Source organism: Cobetia sp. 14N.309.X.WAT.E.A4 (assembly GCF_030397495.1).
GTDB lineage: Bacteria > Pseudomonadota > Gammaproteobacteria > Pseudomonadales > Halomonadaceae > Cobetia > Cobetia marina.
Genome location: NZ_JAPNXT010000011.1, coordinates 18,443 through 36,605, shown reverse-complemented (window position 1 = coordinate 36,605; position 18,163 = coordinate 18,443). Strand labels below are relative to the sequence as shown.

Genomic DNA, 18,163 nt, shown 5'->3' with positions numbered 1-18,163 from the left:
CACTCCTGATCCAGCAATGCATCTCGTTTAACGAACGTTTGAATCCGACCATTTTCCCCCTTCACCACAGCGCAGGACTGGGCTAGTGTGGAGAACAATGGCTGACGACAGTCCTGTCTTCATCGGCGCAGACGCCTGATACCTTTTCAGGGAGCGTCTGGTGTCGCTGACACGTCAGCTCGACCAACAACAACGAGGAACGGGAACGACATGAAGAAGCTTCTGGGAATTTCCCTGCTGGGTGCAGCACTGATGGCCGGTGGCGCACAGGCCGCCGAGACACTGCGCATCGGCGTCGATGTGCCTTATGAGCCGATGGAATACAAGACACCGGACGGCGAGCTGACCGGCTTCGACATCGAGCTGGGCAATGCCATCTGCGCGAAGATCAACCGCGACTGCGAGTGGGTCATCCAGGCATGGGACGGCATCATCCCCGGCCTGATGGCACGCAAGTACGACGCCATCATGTCCTCGATGACCATCAACGAAGAACGCCGTGAGAAGGTGCTGTTCTCCGACACCTACATCACGCCGCCGTCTGCCTGGTTCGCGCCGTCCGACAGCGCGTTGAGCGCCACCTCCACCGAGGCCCTGGCGGGCAAGGCCATCGGCGTGCAGCGCGGCACCCTGCAGGACAACTACGTCACGGATCTCTACGCCAAGAATGCCGAGGTCAAGCGCTACACCACCGCCGATGACCTGGTGCTGGACATGGATGCGGGTCGCCTCGACATCGCCTTCCTCGACTTCCCGGTCGGCAAGTCCACCCTCATCGATGGCGGCAACGGCAACTACAAGGCCGTGGGGGAAGTGGTCACCGAGCCCAAGAAATACTTCGGCGACGGCTTCGGTATCGCCATGCGCAAGCGTGACAAGGACCTGGCCGAGCAGATCAACGGCGCACTGGCGGAACTGAAGGCCGATGGTACCTACGACACCATCCACACCAAGTACTTCGGCGAGAAGAAGTAAGATCGCCTCCCATGTCATGACGCGCGCGAGCTGACAGGCGCAAGTGACACGCAAGACAACACGTCCCGCTGGCATCTGCCGCGGGACTTTTGCGTTGAGACAGGGTCATTCCCGACCCAGCCCCTTCATCAGCGCCGCCGGGGAATGAGAGCAAGCCCCCGCCACGCCTGAGCCAGATGCCGAGCCATCGCGTCCCCTTGCACAATTGGTGCAAATTGAGAACCAAAGCAGTGTGGCTGAGAGGGCTTATCCCGTCTGCCCGGCCTCTCTAGGATGCCCAGCATCCCACTCCTGCAACGGTAGCTCCCCCATGTCGAGACATCCTTCACGTCCGGCGCGCCTTTCTCGTATCGCCTCTTCCCTGCTGTTGACCCTTGGCGGTCTCCTTGCGCTCAGCGCCTGCAGTGAAGGCGATGACGAGGCTTCCGCTGGCGCCCAGCCGACACCTCCCACGATGGAAGTCGTCGCGGCCAAGGCTCAGCCGGTCGCGGCCTGGCACACTTACACCACCCGCCTGGAATCTCCGCAGAGCGTACAGCTCCGCCCGCGCGTGAGCGGTGAAATCGAAGAGGTCCTGTTCACCGAAGGCAGTCAGGTGAGCGCCGGCACCCCGCTGGTCCGCCTCGATCAGCGCCCCTTCAAGGCCGAGGTTGATCGTCTGGAAGCCGAGGTGGCTCGCGTCAAGGCAGAACTGGCCAACGCCCGCAGTGAATCCGGACGCGCGGCCAGCCTGGTCAAGCGCAACCTGATCTCCCGCGAGGAAGCCGATTCACGCAGCACCAGCGTCTCCGGTCTCAACGCCCAGCTCAAGGCCGCCATCGCCCAGCTCGAGCGCGCCCGTCTGGATCTCGACTACGCCACGGTGCGTGCCCCGATCGATGGCCAACTGTCCAATGCCCGCATCACGCGCGGCAATACCGTTCAAGCCGGTCAGAGCGTGTTGACCACCCTGGTGGAAACTCGCCAGCTGGACGCCTATATCGACATCAGCGAGCTGACCTGGAATCAGGACTTTGCCGACGTCTCCGCCGAGGATCATCTGCCGGTGGAACTGCAGCTGGCAGGCCAGCAGGACTTCCCGTTCCAGGGCGAGCTCGACTTCATCGACAACAGCGTCGACATCGACACCGGTACCCTGCGCATTGGCGCCACCTTCACCGCAGAGGACCCTGCCCTGCGGCCGGGCGCCTTCGCGCGCCTGCGCATCGCCTCCCCCGAGATTCGCGATGCCGTGCTGATCCCGGAGCGTGCCATCGGCACCGATCTGGATCGTCAGTTCGTGCTGGTGATCGGCGAAGATGACACCCTCGCCTACCGTGGCATCACCACTGGCCCGCGCTTTGGCCCGCTGCGTGCCGTCACCGATGGCCTGGCCGCCGGTGATCGCGTGCTGGCCGCCGGCCCCGCCAAGGCAGGCCCGGGCATGCCGATCACGCCCAAGCTGGTCGAGATGTCCGACAATGGTGCCCTCAAGGCCCTCGCCGAGCGTGTCGCTCGCCTGACGCAACACCAGAAGGATCAGCCGTCGCACGACAATGATCAGGATGCCGCGGCGCTGGCCGAGGCCGACCGCCAGGCAGCAGGAGGCCGTACGTGAACGTCTCCAGCTTCTTCATCAAGCGCCCGGTCTTCGCCGCGGTGCTGTCGATCCTGATCGTCATCTCGGGGCTGCTGTCACTGTTCCAGCTGCCCATCTCCGAGTATCCAGAAGTCGTGCCACCTACCGTGGTGGTGCGCGCCAACTACCCGGGTGCCAACCCGGAAGTCATCGGTTCGACCGTCGCCACGCCGCTGGAGCAGGAAATCACCGGCGTCGAAGGCATGCTGTACATGGACTCCCAGGCGACCTCCGACGGTAACCTGACCCTGACGGCAACCTTTGCACTGGGCACGGATCTGGACAAGGCCCAGGTGCAGGTGCAGAACCGTGTGGCACGCGCCACGCCACGCCTGCCGCAGGAGGTGCAGCAGCTTGGCATCACCACCGAGAAGGCCTCGCCCAACCTGACGATGGTGGTCCACCTGACCTCTCCGGATGGCCGCTATGACCAGCTGTGGCTATCCAACTACGCGCGCCTGAATCTCAAGGACAACCTCGCCCGTCTCGACGGCGTCGGTGACGTGCGCCTGTTCGGTGCTGGCGAGTATTCCATGCGTGTATGGCTGGACCCGGGCGCCGTGGCGGCGCGTGGACTGTCTGCCGGTGACGTGATCAGTGCGCTGCGCGCCCAGAACCAGCAGGTCGCCGCCGGTTCCGTCGGTGCCCAGCCCGCCCCGGATGACAACCAGTTCCAGCGCCTGCTCAATGTGCGCGGACGTCTCGAGAGCACGCAGGAATTCGAGAACATCGTCATCCGTGTCGATGAGGATGGCCGCCTGACGCGCCTGAAGGATGTCGCACGTGTCGAACTGGGTGCCGACAGCTACTCGCTGCGCGCGCAACTCGACGGCAAGGATGCGGTGGCGATGCCGATCTTCCAGCGCCCCGGTTCGAATGCCATCGCGCTGTCGGATGCGGTCCGCGAGCGCATGAGCGAGATGTCCGATGCCTTCCCCGATGGTGTCAGCTACGACATCGTCTACGACCCCACCGTCTTCGTGCGCGGCTCCATCGAGGCGGTCATCGATACCCTGTTCGAGGCCATCCTGCTGGTCGTGATCGTGGTGATCCTGTTCCTGCAGACCTGGCGCGCCTCGATCATCCCGCTGATCGCGGTGCCGGTCTCGCTGATCGGCACCTTCGCGGTCATGCAGCTGATGGGTGTCTCGATCAATACGCTGTCGCTGTTCGGACTGGTACTGGCCATCGGTATCGTGGTCGATGACGCCATCGTGGTGGTGGAGAATGTCGAGCGAAACATCGAGCTGGGCCACTCCCCCATCGAAGCGACCCAGATCGCCATGCGCGAGGTGACCGGCCCGATCATCGCCATCGCGCTGGTGCTGACGGCGGTCTTCGTGCCCACCGCCTTCATCAGCGGCCTGAGCGGCCAGTTCTACAAGCAGTTCGCGCTGACCATCACCATCTCGACGCTGATCTCGGCCTTCAACTCACTGACCCTGTCGCCGGCGCTCTCGGCCCTGCTGCTCAAGCCGCACGGTGCCAAGCCGGACTGGCTGACACGCCTCATCGATGGCCTGTTCGGACGCTGGCTGTTCGCGCCGTTCAACCGGGCCTTCAATGCCATGTCCAACGGCTACACCGGCCTGATCAAGAAGCTGCTGCGCTTCGGTGTCATCGTCGGCGTGATCTATCTGGCACTGCTCGGCGCCACCGGCAAGCTGTTCGACAGCGTGCCCGGCGGCTTCATCCCGGGACAGGACAAGCAGTATCTGGTCGCGATGGCTCAGCTGCCGGACGCGGCAAGCCTTGATCGCACCACCGAGGTCATCAACGAGATGCAGAAGCTGGCACTCGAGACACCGGGGGTCGCCCATACCGTGGCCTTCCCGGGGCTGTCGGTGAACGGCTTCGTCAATGCCTCCAATTCCGGCATCCTGTTCACGCCGCTGGATGACTTCGAGGATCGCCAGTCGCCCCAGCTCTCCGGCCAGGCGATCGCCGCCGAGCTCAACCGCAAGTTTGCCGGCATCGACGAGGCCTTCGTCGCCGTCTTCCCGCCGCCGCCGATTCTGGGTCTGGGGACCACGGGCGGCTTCAAGTTGCAGCTGCAGGACCGCGGCAACCAGGGCTTCGATCAGCTGTTCGCCGCCGTGCAGACCATCACCGCCAAGGGCAATGCCGACCCGCGCCTGAGCAGCGTCTATTCCAGCTTCCGCATCCAGGTGCCGCAGTACGACATCGACGTGGACCGCGAACAGGCGATGATCATGGGCGTCCCGGTGGAACGCGCCTTCGAGACCCTGCAGATCTACATGGGCTCGCTGTACGTCAATGACTTCAACCGCTTCGGGCGGACCTATCAGGTACGCGCCCAGGCCGAGCAGTCGGCGCGTCTCGACCCGGATGACATCCGCAATCTCAAGGTACGCAGCGACAACGGGCGCATGATTCCGCTGGGCAGTTTCGTCAAGGTGACGCCGACCACCGGTCCGGACCGCGTGATGCACTACAACACCTATGTCAGCGCCGACATCAACGGCTCGCCGGCACCGGGTGTCTCCAGTGATCAGGCCAAGGCCGCCATCGAGGAAGTGCTGGCAGCCAATCTGCCCCAGGGCATCGGCTACGAGTGGACGGAGGTGACCTACCAGCAGGTGCTGGCCGGCAACACCATGATCTATATCTTCCCGCTGGTGGTGCTGCTGGTGTTCCTGGTGCTGGCTGCTCAGTACGAGAGCTGGTCGCTGCCGCTGGCGATCATCCTGATCGTGCCGATGACGCTGCTGTCGGCGCTGGCTGGCGTGTGGCTGACGGGAGGCGACAACAACATCTTCACGCGGATCGGGTTGATCGTGCTGGTGGCGCTGGCCTGTAAGAACGCCATCCTGCTGGTCGAGTTCGCCCGTGAGCAGCAGCATGAAGGTCAGAGTCGCCTGGATGCCGTGCTGACGGCCTGTCGCCTGCGTCTGCGGCCCATCCTGATGACCTCGGTGGCCTTCACCGCCGGCGTGGTACCGCTGGTACTGGCCACGGGCGCCGGCAGCGAGATGCGCCAGGCGATGGGCGTGGCGGTGTTCTCCGGCATGATCGGCGTCACCGTGTTCGGCCTGTTGCTGACGCCACTGTTCTATGTCGGCATCCGCAGGATGGTCGAGAAGCGTACCTAGAGAAGCCGGGGCTTCACGGACCACACCGCCAGTGCGGCGACGCGAGATGATTCGCCGCACTGGCTTGCCTCGCCGCATCGTCTCGGCACACCGCCGAACCTACATTGTTCAATACTCGGGAGCGGGTAGCATGTACGCCGATACCTTCAATGATCTGGCCCTTGAGGCTGAACTCGAGAACTTCGCGCATCGCTGGTTCTCTCTGCTCAACCGCCTGGCGCCGTCCCTCGAGCTGGCCGAGCTGCTGGGAGACGATGCCGTGATCCAGCTGCTGGATGAGACGCTCACTGGCAGCGAATTCCTGACCAATTGGGAACAGCGCCGTGATGATCTGCTGATCAACAGTCATGCACTGGGCTGGGTACGTGCCCGACGCGAGAGTCTCGACACGGCCACCCTGCGCATGGGCGGCGAGCACCGCGCCGCGCATCACGACGGCAGCGTGCTGCACACGCATTTCGATGCCGAGTGGGTGCTGGATCTGAGCTGGGGTGAGCCACGCATCCAGCGCATCAAGCTGCTGGACGTGCGCACGCTGTAGAATGCGGATGAGCAGACACAAGGACGCCCCGTCACCTTCAGGTGACGGGGCGTCCTTGTGTCTGGCGCGATGGCTTGCCACCCAACGCTTGCTCAGGCATTTGGGGGTGGGAGACTTCGCCGCCTTACCGCCAGCATCGCCGGTGTATCGATATCGTCGAGAATGCCGGCATCGCTGACGACCACCTCACGCAAGGCATCACGATGTCGAAGGATCACTTCCCGCGCACCCTCACCGCCCTCAAGCGCTGCCAGCTCACGCCATAGCGTCCGCCCGAACAGCACCGGATGCCCGGGGCTGCCCTTCTCGCCTGTCAGTACCGGCCGCACCACATGCTCCGCACTCGCCTCACGGTGCAAGGCGTGGAAGGTCTGCGGCGTGATCTGCGCCATGTCCGCCAGCCATACCGCCGCCACCTGCACATGCGCCAATCCAGCCTCATCATTTAGCTGACGGAAGGCATCGCCGAGACTGGCGCCGAGGCCGTTGCCCGCCTGCGGCGCACGCCAGATTCGCCGGGCATGCTCACGCGCGAAGTCATCTCCCAGCAGTGCGGCGGGATCATCGTCCTCACGAAGCAGCAGACGCCAGTCCACCTCACAGGACATGACCTGCCAAAGCGTCGCCATCAACAGTGTCTGGCCATCCGCCAGACAAGCCTGACGCTTGTCACTGCCAAAGCGGCGACTCTGACCGGCCGCCATCACCAGGATGATCGTCTCACTCATGCCGGGTCTCACAGACTTTCCCGAGCGCGCCCACGCCGGATGCGCACGATATCGGCCATCACCGCCAGCGCGATCTCGGCCGGTGTCTTGCTGCCCAGATTCAGTCCGATCGGCATCACGATGCGCGCAATCTCCTCGGCGCTGAGCCCGCCGCTGCGTGCCAGCCGCTCGGCGCGCGCCTGAGAGGTACGCTGCGAGCCCATCACGCCAATGTAGAAGGCGGGCTGGCGTACCGCCTCGATCATCGCGAGATCATCAATGCGTGGATCATGGGTCAGCGCCACCACGGCGGTGGCGGCATGGCAGCCCCCCGCCGCGATGAAGCGCGAGGGCAGCTCACGACGCAGGGTGACACCGGCGAGCGGCGTCTTGCGGGCATCCCAGTCCGCCAGCACTTCCTCGCGTGGCTCGCAGATGATCACCTCGAAGCCGAGGCTGACGGCGAAGGCAGCGCAGGCTTCCGCCACCGGCGAGAGTCCCGCCAAGAGAAGACGCGCCACCGGCCCGACCCTGAGCTGATAGCCGTACACCTCGCCCTCGTGACCCTTGAGTGGCTCGACCCGCTCCCCCAGCCCGCTGTCCTGCTGAAGCGTACGCGCGCCATCCCCCGCCAGCATGACCTGACGCAGACGCGGCGTTTGACCCTCGAGTGCCTCGCGCAGTGCCTTGAGATGCGCGATGTCCGCCTCGCTGGCCGTGAAGCGCTCGACCAGCACGTCCAGCAAGCCACCGCACGGCAAGGCGATCCCCGCGCCCTGATGGCCGCCCTCGCCATAGCGGATCACCTGGGCGCTCGCGGTGAATTCGCCTCCCGCCAGGCGCGCCAGGAAGTCCTCCTCGACACAGCCACCGGACAATGAGCCACGATGCTGGCCATCGGCACGCGCCACCAGCCAGGCGCCCGGCTCACGCGGTGAGGAGCCGAAGGTGGACAGCACCGTACACAGCCAGATCGGGCTGTCAGGCCGCGTGCCATCTGACGGCGCCAGCCAGTCGATCGCCTGACAGATCACTTCAAGATCAAGATGTTGCATCAAAAATCTCTCATATCGGAAGCCGGCTCCCAGCCAGAAGACACGAAACCCGCCACCCGGGCATGCCGGAGTGGCGGGTATCAGACGCATTCACCGGTGAGGATCAGGCCTCGCTGAGCGCGGCCTTGAGCGCCGCCGGGCGCATCGGCAGATCACGCAGGCGAACGCCTACGGCGTGATGGATGGCATTGGCCACCGCCGGTGCGACCACCGTGGTACCCGGCTCGCCAAGACCGACCGGCATCTCTGTGCTGTCAACGAACTCGAGATCCATCTGCGGCACCTGATGCATGCGCAGCGGCTGGTAGGCACCCAGATTCTGCGCCACCGGGCCACCCTCGCGGTATTCGGTGCCTTCGTGCAGCGCCATCGAGACGCCCCACAAGAGCGAGCCCTCCAGCTGCGCCATGGCGCCATCCGGGTGTGCGAGGGTACCGGCATCGACGACACTGGTCAGCTTCTCGATCTTGACCTCGCCAGTGGCGCGATCGACCTTGACCCGTGCCACGCAGGCCACCCAGGTCGGCATGCTGCGTTCCTGACCGAAGCTCAGCGCCACGCCCATGCCGGTATCTTCCGGCAGGCTGTCACGCTCGCTCCAACCGGACTTCTCCATCACGCGCGTGAGCACGTTGCGCAGACGTTCCGCCCCGCCCGTGCTGACCGGCGCCTTGCCGGCATTGCGGCCTTCGGCGTCCAGCAGCGAGAGGCGGAATTCGGCCGGATCCTGCTCGGCTGCCTGCGCCAGCTCATCGATGTGCTGCTCGACCGCCCATAGCGTCCAGCCCGGTGCGACGGAGCGCAGATACCCCGGCACGAAGGCCTCATGAGCGACCTTGTTCTGCTGCGCCCAGACACGCTGGGTGCCCACGTTGTACCAGTGGTCCGCGCCACTGATGGAGAAGGAATCCAGCTTGCCACCGCCTTCCACGGCTTCGGCGAGGAAGCTCGGCATCAGCGCGGCAGTCGGCCAGCCTGCCGCGGCGGCGTGCTCGGAGGCCACGACACGGCCCTCGGCATCCAGACCGGAACGCACACGCTGCACCGAGGGCGAGCGCACGCAATCGAAACGGCTATCGTCCGGGCGCGTGAAGATCATCTTGACCGGACGCCCCACGGCCTTGGCCGCCAGTGCCGCCGGCACGGCGTAGTCACCGTGGAGACGACGCCCGAAGCCACCGCCCAGATACAGCTGGTGGTGAGTGATCTTGCCATCCTCGACGTCCAGCGCCTTGGCGACGAGGGGAATCAGCAATGACTGCTGCTGGTTGCCGCAGTGGACATGCCACTGCCCCTCCTCCTCATAGGCCAGTGCATTGGCCGGCTCCAGAGTGAAGTGCAGCACGCTTGAGGTGGTGAAGGTGGACTCCACCGTGGTCGCCGCACCTTCGATCAGCGCGGAAGGGTCACCCTGATCCACCATCAGCGAGCCATTGTCACGACTCGGGGCGCTGACCAGTCGCTGGCCTTCTACCTGGATCGCCGCCTCATCGACGTGATAGCTGTCGCCCTTGCTCCATTCCACCTTGAGCAGGTCGGTGGCACGCATGGCCGCCGAGAAGTTGTCGGCGATGACCGCCAACCACCCCTGACACATGCCGGACGGATCCTTGAGCTCGATGGTCTGGCGATAGCCGATGACCTTCCGGGCTTCGCTGTCATCCACGGCCGTGACCTTGCAGCCGAAGCGACTCGGCGGCAGCACCGGGCGCGCATGCAGCGTCTTGCCGACACGGGCTTCCACCTCGGCAGGCAGGGTGTAATCGATGCCGTAGACCGCCTGACCGTTGGTCTTGGCCGGCACGTCCAGCGCATTGCCCTTGGTGCCGAGCACGCGGCGCTCGGAGGCCGGCTTGAGCTCGATGGCCGCCAGCTCATCTTCCGTGAAGCTGCGCTCAAGGCCCGCGGCGACGATCTCGCCATAGCCCAGTGACTGATCGCCACTGATGACACGGCCCTTGCGCGCCTTGCAGCTCTCGACGGACACGCCCATCTGTCTGGCGCCCGCTTCGATCAACGCGATACGCCCGGCAGCCCCTGCCTGAGACAGCGGCTGGTAGCTGTGATTCACCGACCAGCTGCCGCCGGTGATCATGTAGCCCCACTTGGGATCGCTGTCGACGTAGACGATCTCGACGGAGGCCAGATCGGCCTCGAGCTCCTCGATGACCAGACGCGCCAGGCTGGTGGCGACGTGCTGTCCCATCTCGGCCTTGGTGATATGGATGGTGATGGTGCCGTCAGTGCCGATGGCATACCACATGGTCGGCTCGAAGGCGCCGGCGGACAGCGTCTCGCTGGCAGAGCGGCCGTCATCGGCGCCGCTGGCCAGGGCCGCGCCGGAGACCCCGAACGCCAGCATCGCGGAACCCGCGACACTGCCGATCAAAAAACCACGCCGCGTGATGCCGTACTGGCTCGAGGGGTGACGAGTGGCTGCCTGAGCGCGCTGATGCCGGCCCAGCGTATCTTCAAACCTTGCCATGAGATGTCTCCTCGGCAGCAGAATGGCTCACGGCATCTGCCGTGGCACGCGGATCGAATGTGCCGACACCGGCAGTCGCGGCGGTGGCCTCGGTCTGCTGGCCCATCACCTGCGCCGTGTCGCGCTCACTGGCGATCGCGGCGGCACGCTTCACCGCACGATGGATACGCACGTACGCCATGCAACGACACAGGTTGCCCGCCATGGCGGCAGTGACCTGCTCATCGGTGGGGTTCGGTGTGTGCTTGAGGAAGTCGGCGGCCTGCATGATCTGGCCCGACTGGCAGTAACCGCACTGCGGCACCTGCTCCTCGACCCAGGCTTGCTGTAGCGGGTGGTCATCGTTCTCGGCCAGCCCCTCGATGGTGACGATGTCACCACCCTCGGCGGCCAGTACCGGCAGGACACAGGTGCGCGCCGCGGTGCCGTTCAGGTGCACGGTGCAGGCGCCGCACTGGGCGATTCCGCAACCGAACTTGGTGCCGGTCAGGCCCAGGTGTTCACGCAGCACCCAAAGCAACGGGGTTTGCGGATCGACCTCGAGACTGACGGCCTTGCCGTTCAGAGTGAAGTTGGCCAAGGGGCTTCTCCTCAGGAGCATGAAGCAGGGGGACAGGGTTCGGACAACGCGTGCAGGGTGTCGCGGCCAGCCATGGCGTCATCTGACTGACGTGGCGTGGGTTCGGCGTCAGGGACCGACCCCAGGCTTTGAGGCCTGGCACGATTCGAATCGGTGAATTCTACAGGTCACGATTCGGCACCACGGTGCCAAAAAGGAAACAGTGTGATGTCACTGGGCTCATCATGGCCATGCAGATGCTGTCTCGCATGCCACACAGTATAGCGTTTCACGCCTTGTCATCGGCAGATGTTTACATGACATCGGTCCGCCTCGGGACTGGGCCGGTAGCGGTCGAGAATGATGGCGGCGCACCGGAGCGAGGACTCCCGCGAAGCCATGTGACTGCCTGGTATGGACGAGAGTGTCGCAGACGCGTCTGACAGTGGCGTATCCGGCATCTGTACTTTTATGAGAATAAAGTGAAATGTAGCGAGAGTCCTCATGGAGGATGTTCCGCCCATGGCCAGCACCGGGTGCAGGGACCGCAAGAACTGCAAGAACTGCAAGAACAACGACAATAACGATTCCCGGCATGAGGATCTGACATGCAACTCAACTGGAAGGCGGCGATCGCGCTGGCAGCGCTGATACTCGCCATCAATACCGGCGCGCGCCAGGCGATGGGCTTCATGCTGCCACCGATGGCCAGCGAGCTTGCCTGGGGCATGGGCAGCCTGTCATTTGCCCTCGCCATCCAGAATCTGGTCTTCGGGCTGGCCGCGCCCATCGCCAGCAAGCTGTCGGACCGCTTCGGCACCCTCAGCGTCTTTCTGGTCGGCAGCCTGTGCTATGCGGTGGGCATGGGCGTCACCGCCCTCTGGCCGACCCCGACGGTGTGGATGCTGGGCGCGGGCGTGCTGGCCGGCATCGGTATCGGGGCGACCACCTTCCCGCTGGTGCTGGCCGCCGTCACGCGCCTGGTTCCCCTCCAGCATCGTGGCATCGGCCTGGGCATCGCCTCGGCCGGCGGCTCCTTCGGGCAGCTGATCTACTCGGTCGCGACCCCGATGCTGGTGCTGATCGACTGGAAGATCGCCATGCTGGCGCTCGGCGCCAGCTGTCTGCTGCTGATTCCCATGGCCCTGCCCTTGCTGCGTCGCCCGCCGGCCGGCAGTGAAACACAGGCAGAGGATGTCCCGAGCCAGGGCCCGCTGCTGCAGGACCGGCGCTTTCTGGCGCTGGCCGGCGGCTTCTTCGTCTGCGGCGTGCACGTCGCCTTCATCGCCACCCACCTGCCCAATTTCGTGGTCGCCTGCGGTTTGCCCCTGAACGTGGCCGGCAACACGCTGGCGATCATCGGCGCGCTCAATATCGCCGGCACCATCCTGTTCGGTGCCTGGGGCGGCCGCCGTCACCCGCCGCAGCTGTTGATGCTGATCTATCTGTGCCGCGCCGCACTGGTGATGGCGATGGTGGTCATCCCGCCCAGCAGCATGCTGCTCTACGCCTTCGGCGCGATCATGGGCGTGCTGTGGCTGTCGACGGTGCCACTGACCAGCCAGGCCGTCGCGCTCTACTTCGGCCAGAAGCGTCAGGCCTTCGTGTTCGGCATGGTGCTGGCCGCGCATCAGGTCGGCGCCTTCCTGGGGGCCTGGGGCGGTGGTGTGGTCTATCAGCTGACCGGCAGCTACGACCTGCTGTGGATCGCCAGCGGCATCTTCGGCCTGCTGGCCGCGCTCGTGCACTGGCCGGTGCGCCGCGAGCCCAAGCGCATGGTGCAGCCACAACTGGCCTGAGTCGCGCCACGGCATCTGATTCTCAAATGTCAGACTTCAGATCACCAATCCACAACCACACAGCCCCCACCGGCGAGACCGATGGGGGCTGTGTGGTTCATGGCTTCAGCGAGGGCGATCAGCGCTGGAAGGCGTAGACATTGCCGACCTTCAACAGCCGCGTCAGCTCATCCAGCGCCGCCAGTGTCTCTTCGGCCAGCTGCGGGTCGGCGAGATCCGCCGGCGTCAGGCTATCGCGATAGTGACGCTTGACCCAGTCACCCAGCTCGCCGTGCAGCTGATCCGTCATCATCACGCGCCCGGACAGCGCGGCGCGCTCGGCGTCACTCAGTACCACGCGCAGACGCAGGCAGGCCGGGCCACCGCCATTGCGCATGCTCTGCTTGACGTCCTTGACCAGCACTTCCCCGATCGGGTTCGGGCCGGCCAGAATCGCATTCTGCAGCGCATTCCATACCGTCTCGTTCTCCTGACACTCGCCCGGCACCACCAGCGTCATGCTGCCATCGTCATTGGAGAGCAACTGCGAGTTGAAGAGGTAGGAGGAGACGGCATCCTCGAGGCTGACGGCCTCCAGCGGCACGCGGATCGGGATCAGCGGTGTGGACAGTTTCGCGCGAATTTCGTCGAGCACCGCCTCTTCATCGCGGAAGGCCAGCTCGTGGTAGAACAGCACCGGGCCATTGCCCACCGCGATGACATCGTTGTGGAAGACACCGGCATCGATGGCCTCCGGATGCTGCTGGGCGAACACCACCTGATCCTCGCTCAGGCCATGCTGACGCGCGACGGCCTGACTGGCTTCCAGTGTCTGACGCGCCGGATAGCGACGCGGTTCGACGCCGTCACCGCCGAAGGCCTGACGGCCATAGACGTAGAGATGCACGCCCGGCCCGCCGTGGCCATCACACAGCCGCGTATGATTGGCCGCACCTTCATCGGAGAAGGCCGGCGTCGCGGGCAGCGCAGCATGATGCGCGAAATGGGCATCGTCGGCGAAGATGGCGCCGAGGATGCGTCCGGTGGTCGCGGGCTCCAGGTAGCGGTGGAAACTGGATTGCAGGTTGGCCGGCGTGAAGTGCACGCGGCCATCACCGCTGTCGCGCGAGGGCGTGACGGTGGCGGCGTTCGCCGTCCACATGCTGGAGGCGGAACACACCGCGCGCAGAAGCTGCGGTGCCTGCTCGCTGGCCGCCTTCAACACCTGGGCATTGCTGCCGGTGAAGCCGAGATCACGCAGTGCGCCAAGGTCCGGGCGCTGCTGCGGCAGCAGAATCCCCTGTGCATAACCCAGATCCGCCAGCGACTTCATCTTGTCGAGGCCCTGCAACGCGGCTTCGCGCGGGTTGGAGGCCAGGCCGCCGTGGCGCATCGAGGCCACGTTGCCATGTGCCAGACCGGCGTAGTTGTGGGTCGGGCCTACCAGGCCATCGAAATTGATCTCTTGATACGAGGTGTCGGACATGAAGGTCTCCTGCCACGACGCCTTGGCACCTCAGGGAGCAGGCACGGCGAGCGTCGTGGTCAACAATGGGTAAGCGGCGGCGGTGCCCGAACGGACGGCCTTACAGACGGATACCGGCCGGCAGGGTCGCGGGCAGCGCCAGCGCCTCGGCTTCCATCGAGGCGACCGGATAGCTGACATAGTCGGCCGCGTAATAGGCGCTGGGACGGTGGTTGCCGCTGTCGCCGATGCCACCGAAGGGCGCGTCGCCGGAGGCGCCGGTGGTCTGGCGGTTCCAGTTGACGATGCCGGCGCGAATGCGCAGCAGGAAGTCGTCCCAGTCAGCACGCTCACCGCCGATCAGCCCGGCCGAGAGACCGTAGCGGGTGTCATTGGCCAGCGCGATGGCCTCGTCCCAGTCGGTGTAGCGATGGATCTTGAGCAGCGGACCGAAGAATTCCTCGTCCTCGAGCGCAAGGCCGGTGACATCGATCAGCGCCGGGCTGAGCAGACTGGTGCCCTCTTCAAGCTGCTGCATGCGCACGAGGACATTGCCGCCCAGCGCTTCGAGATCATCCTGCGCCTTGAGCAGGCCCTCGGCCGCCGCGACACTGGCCAGGCCGCCATAGAAGGGCGCGTCCTGCTCGAACTGCCCCGCCACGCGCAACTCGCGCAGCGCCGTGGCCAGCGCCTCGATCAGACGATCACCGACCTCGCCCTGCGGCACCATCAGGCGGCGCGCACAGGTGCAGCGCTGACCGCCCGAGGCGAAGGCCGACTGGATGATCGCCAGCACCGCGGCGGTTTCATCCTGCACATCACGCACCACCAGCGGATTGTTGCCGCCCAGTTCCAGCGCCAGCAGCTTGCCGACCTGACCGGCGAACTGACGGTGCAGCAGCTTGCCGACCTTGGCACTGCCGGTGAACAGCAGCCCATCGATGCCCTCGGACTGGGACAGGGCCTGACCGACGTCCGCCGCGCCCTGCACCAGATTGATCACGCCGGCCGGCAGGCCCGCGGCCTCCCAGCATTGCAGGGTGAGATCGGCGGTGGCCGGGGTCAGCTCGGAGGGCTTGAACACGCAGGCATTGCCCGCCAGCAGCGCCGGTACCATGTGGCCGTTGGGCAGGTGCCCCGGGAAGTTGTAGGGGCCAAAGACGGCCATCACGCCATGCGGGCGGTGGCGCAGGACCGCCTGGGTGCCTGCGACATCCTTGGCGCGCTCGCCGGTACGCTCGTGATAGGCCTTCACCGAGATCGCGATCTTGCCGATCATCGCGCCGACCTCGGTACGCGCTTCCCACAGCGGCTTGCCGGTTTCACTGGCGATGCTGATCGCCAGCGCTTCACGATGCTGCTCCAGCTGATCGCGGAAGCGCTCCACCACCGCCAGACGTGCCTCGAAACCCAGGCGCGCCCAGGTCGGGAATGCCTGACGCGCTGCCGCGACGGCCTGCTCGACCTGCTCGGCAGTGGCCGAAGCGCCCTGCCACAGGCGTGCCTGGGAGACGGGGTCGGTCTTGGTGAAGGATTCGGCCTCCCCCGCTTGCCACGCGCCGTCGATGAAGAGCTGTTGACGCACGTTGAGTGTGGCGGGAGTCGGAGTCGTAGTGGTCATGGCATGCCTCATCGAAAGGGCGCGCCGCGTAAGCGACGCTGAACAAGGAGATAACGGGGCAGTTGGCGATCTGCCCCGCTGATGGCAAAAGGACGCAAGGCGACATGGGCCTGCGAGATGGCGCAAAGAAGCGGATGCCCGGGGCGAATGCTTCAGCTGGCCAGCACGCGTAGCGTGTCACCGCCGGTGACGCCAAGGCGTTCGGCCTCATCACGGTGCAGGCGCACATGGCAGGCACCCGCGTCGTCCCGCGTGACAGCATGGCTGATCCAGCTGGCGCGGAAGTCCGCCATGCCGGTGGTGGCGGCCATGACGGAGGGACGCTCACAGGCCGGGGCATCAGACGCGATCACCTCGACACATGCCAGCTGGCTGTCACGGACGCCGCGCACGTCATCGATATAGGCCTCGACCGTCGGGCCGCCATCGAAGATGTCGACATAGCCTTCCCAGCGCAGCCCTTCCTTCTTGAGCATCGCCACCGCCGGGCGGGTGTGCTCGTGCACCTGACCGATGGCAGCCCGCGCGGACTCGGAGAGAAACGGCGTGTAGATCGGGAACTTGGGCATCAGCTCGCCGATGAAGCTCTTCTGGCCCATGCCGGTGAGGCGGTCGGCCTCATTGAAGTCCATCGGAAAGAAGTGGCTGCCCAGACACTCCCAGAACGGGCTGCGCCCCTCGGGCGTGAAGACACCGCGCATCTCGGCCAGCACCTTGTCGGGAAAGGCCTCGCGGAACTGGGCCATGAACAGCCAGCGCACCTTGGAAAGCAGCGCACCATTGCGGTCCTTGCGCCAGCCCTCACGCAGGAACAGCGAGCAGACCTCGGCATCGCCGGTGTGATCGGAGCACAGCGTCAGCGTATCCAGGGTGCGATGCAGGTCGAGCTGCACCGAGGAATGCGCCAGCGAGCCGAGCCGGTAGTGATAGAACGGCGCATCGGTGCCCACACAGGCCTCGATGGCACAGCAGCCCGCGATGCTGCCGTCGCGCTCATCCTCGAGCACGAAGAAGTACAGGCGATCATCACCGGGTTCCCGGCCTTCGAAGGCGGCCAGGGTGCGCTCGATCTTGGCGCTGAGAAATTCATGATTGTCCGGCAGTGAGGTGAAGCCGACGCCGGTTTCCCGCGCCAGCACCTTGAGGCCTTCGATATCGTGACGAGCGATAGGACGAATACGCATTACAGCTCTCCCTCATCGACCGCCGGCAAGGGCATCGGCACGGCAAGCACCGCACGCCCTTCTTCCACCCCCAGTACCTCGGCCTGCTGCGGCGTCAGCATCAGCTGGCCGGTCGGCGTCAGTGCATAGCGCGCCAGCACGCAGCGGAAATCGCCGAGCCGCTGGTTGGCGACCATCGCCGGCACCGCGTCCGGCAGGCTTTCCTGCGGACGGATACGCACCGGATGCCAGCCGCACTGCTTGAAGGTGTGCAGACGCTCGCACTCCGCCAGCAGCAAGGGGCCGGCATCGAAGATGTCGACATGACGCGAGCGCGAGAAACCTTCGGCGAGCATCTCCTGCATGGCGTACTCGTGGCGCGGATTCTCGCGCCCGATGGCGGCACGCGCCTGGGGCGTGAGAAGCGGCAGATAGAGCGGGAACGGTGGCATCACCTCGGCGATGAAGCTCTTGGAGCGCACCCCCGCCATCTGGTTGATGTCATTGAAGTCGCGATCAAAGAAGTGCTGGCCGACGCTGTCCCAGAACGGGCTGACCTGACGCTCGTCACGCGTTTCCAGATAGCCGGGGAAGGCCACCGCCAGTTCATTGGCGAAGCGTTCCGGGTACTGGGCGATGAACATCAGGCGTGCACGACGCAGTAGGCTGTCCGCATCCGTCTCGCGGTAGCGGGCATCCAGCGACAGCGCGCACAGCAGCGTGGCATCCGACACCTCATGCGACAGCGACAGCGTCTGCACTTCATGGCGCACGTTGAGCTGCTGCGAGGCGTGGATCAGCGTTTCCTGACGATAGGTGTAGTAGGCCTCCCGCGCGCCAGCCTCGGCGCGCAGCGAGGCGGTACCGACCACTTCCCCGCTGTCGAGATCCTCGAGCACGAAGCAGTAGATCTCGTCACCGGGAAAATCGATCTCGGCACGCAGGCTGCGCTGGGAGCGCGTGATGCGCTCCTCGAGGCGGTCACGATGTGCCGGCAGATTGGTCAGGCGTGGCGTGGCCGAGGCCGCGAGCCGCTCGAGGGCGAGCAGATCGCGGCTTTCGGCAGGCCGCACCACCAGCATC

The 18,163-nt window shown here is 65.4% G+C and carries 12 protein-coding genes and 1 pseudogene; 5 read left to right on the top strand and 8 right to left on the bottom strand.

All coding sequences use genetic code 11. The features are described from left to right. Positions 1-210: 210 nt before the first annotated feature. The 4 genes from OW493_RS13950 (at position 211) to OW493_RS13935 (ending at position 6,247) form a co-directional block, all read left to right on the top strand. Positions 211-975 (top strand): transporter substrate-binding domain-containing protein, encoded by a 765-nt coding sequence (locus tag OW493_RS13950; RefSeq protein ID WP_077378307.1) that lies wholly within the window; start codon positions 211-213, stop codon positions 973-975. 310 nt (positions 976-1,285) lie between these two features. Then, complete coding sequence (locus OW493_RS13945) at positions 1,286-2,572, top strand: efflux RND transporter periplasmic adaptor subunit (protein ID WP_289864511.1); 1,287 nt, start codon at positions 1,286-1,288, stop codon at positions 2,570-2,572. Continuing rightward, complete coding sequence (locus tag OW493_RS13940) at positions 2,569-5,706, top strand: multidrug efflux RND transporter permease subunit (RefSeq protein ID WP_289864509.1); 3,138 nt, start codon at positions 2,569-2,571, stop codon at positions 5,704-5,706. Before OW493_RS13945 ends, OW493_RS13940 begins: the two co-directional genes overlap by 4 nt. Before the next feature lie 130 nt (positions 5,707-5,836). Continuing rightward, positions 5,837-6,247: a hypothetical protein gene (locus OW493_RS13935; protein WP_077378298.1), complete on the top strand. Its 411-nt coding sequence runs from the start codon at positions 5,837-5,839 to the stop codon at positions 6,245-6,247. A gap of 92 nt (positions 6,248-6,339) precedes the next feature. On the opposite strand, the gene OW493_RS13930 is transcribed toward OW493_RS13935, so the two are convergent. From OW493_RS13930 to OW493_RS13915, 4 genes and pseudogenes are all read right to left on the bottom strand, one after another. Beyond that, positions 6,340-6,975 (bottom strand): nucleotidyltransferase family protein, encoded by a 636-nt coding sequence (locus OW493_RS13930; protein ID WP_289864508.1) that lies wholly within the window; start codon positions 6,973-6,975, stop codon positions 6,340-6,342. Between the two features lie 8 nt (positions 6,976-6,983). Then, positions 6,984-8,009: an XdhC family protein gene (locus OW493_RS13925; RefSeq protein ID WP_289864507.1), complete on the bottom strand. Its 1,026-nt coding sequence runs from the start codon at positions 8,007-8,009 to the stop codon at positions 6,984-6,986. 103 nt (positions 8,010-8,112) lie between these two features. Continuing rightward, positions 8,113-10,494 (bottom strand): molybdopterin cofactor-binding domain-containing protein, encoded by a 2,382-nt coding sequence (locus OW493_RS13920; protein ID WP_289864505.1) that lies wholly within the window; start codon positions 10,492-10,494, stop codon positions 8,113-8,115. A gap of 133 nt (positions 10,495-10,627) precedes the next feature. Continuing rightward, positions 10,628-11,095, bottom strand: a pseudogene (locus OW493_RS13915) ((2Fe-2S)-binding protein); the annotation flags it as partial. Between the two features lie 566 nt (positions 11,096-11,661). On the opposite strand from OW493_RS13915, the gene OW493_RS13910 reads away from it, so the two are divergent. Next, positions 11,662-12,852 carry an MFS transporter gene (locus OW493_RS13910; protein WP_289864501.1) on the top strand — a complete coding sequence of 397 codons (1,191 nt, stop codon included), beginning with the start codon at positions 11,662-11,664 and terminating at the stop codon, positions 12,850-12,852. Between the two features lie 118 nt (positions 12,853-12,970). On the opposite strand, the gene astB is transcribed toward OW493_RS13910, so the two are convergent. The 4 genes from astB to OW493_RS13890 all read right to left on the bottom strand — a co-directional run bounded on the left by astB (position 12,971) and on the right by OW493_RS13890 (position 18,162). Continuing rightward, positions 12,971-14,317: an N-succinylarginine dihydrolase gene (gene astB / locus OW493_RS13905; RefSeq protein WP_289864500.1), complete on the bottom strand. Its 1,347-nt coding sequence runs from the start codon at positions 14,315-14,317 to the stop codon at positions 12,971-12,973. Between the two features lie 100 nt (positions 14,318-14,417). Then, complete coding sequence (gene astD, locus OW493_RS13900) at positions 14,418-15,917, bottom strand: succinylglutamate-semialdehyde dehydrogenase (RefSeq protein ID WP_279856254.1); 1,500 nt, start codon at positions 15,915-15,917, stop codon at positions 14,418-14,420. 152 nt (positions 15,918-16,069) lie between these two features. Further along, positions 16,070-17,101: an arginine N-succinyltransferase gene (astA, locus tag OW493_RS13895; protein ID WP_279856255.1), complete on the bottom strand. Its 1,032-nt coding sequence runs from the start codon at positions 17,099-17,101 to the stop codon at positions 16,070-16,072. Next, the gene (locus tag OW493_RS13890) at positions 17,101-18,162 is read right to left on the bottom strand and encodes an arginine N-succinyltransferase (RefSeq protein ID WP_141392325.1); all 1,062 of its coding nucleotides are present in this window, start codon (positions 18,160-18,162) and stop codon (positions 17,101-17,103) included. Before OW493_RS13890 ends, astA begins: the two co-directional genes overlap by 1 nt. Between the last annotated feature and the right edge of the window lies 1 nt (position 18,163).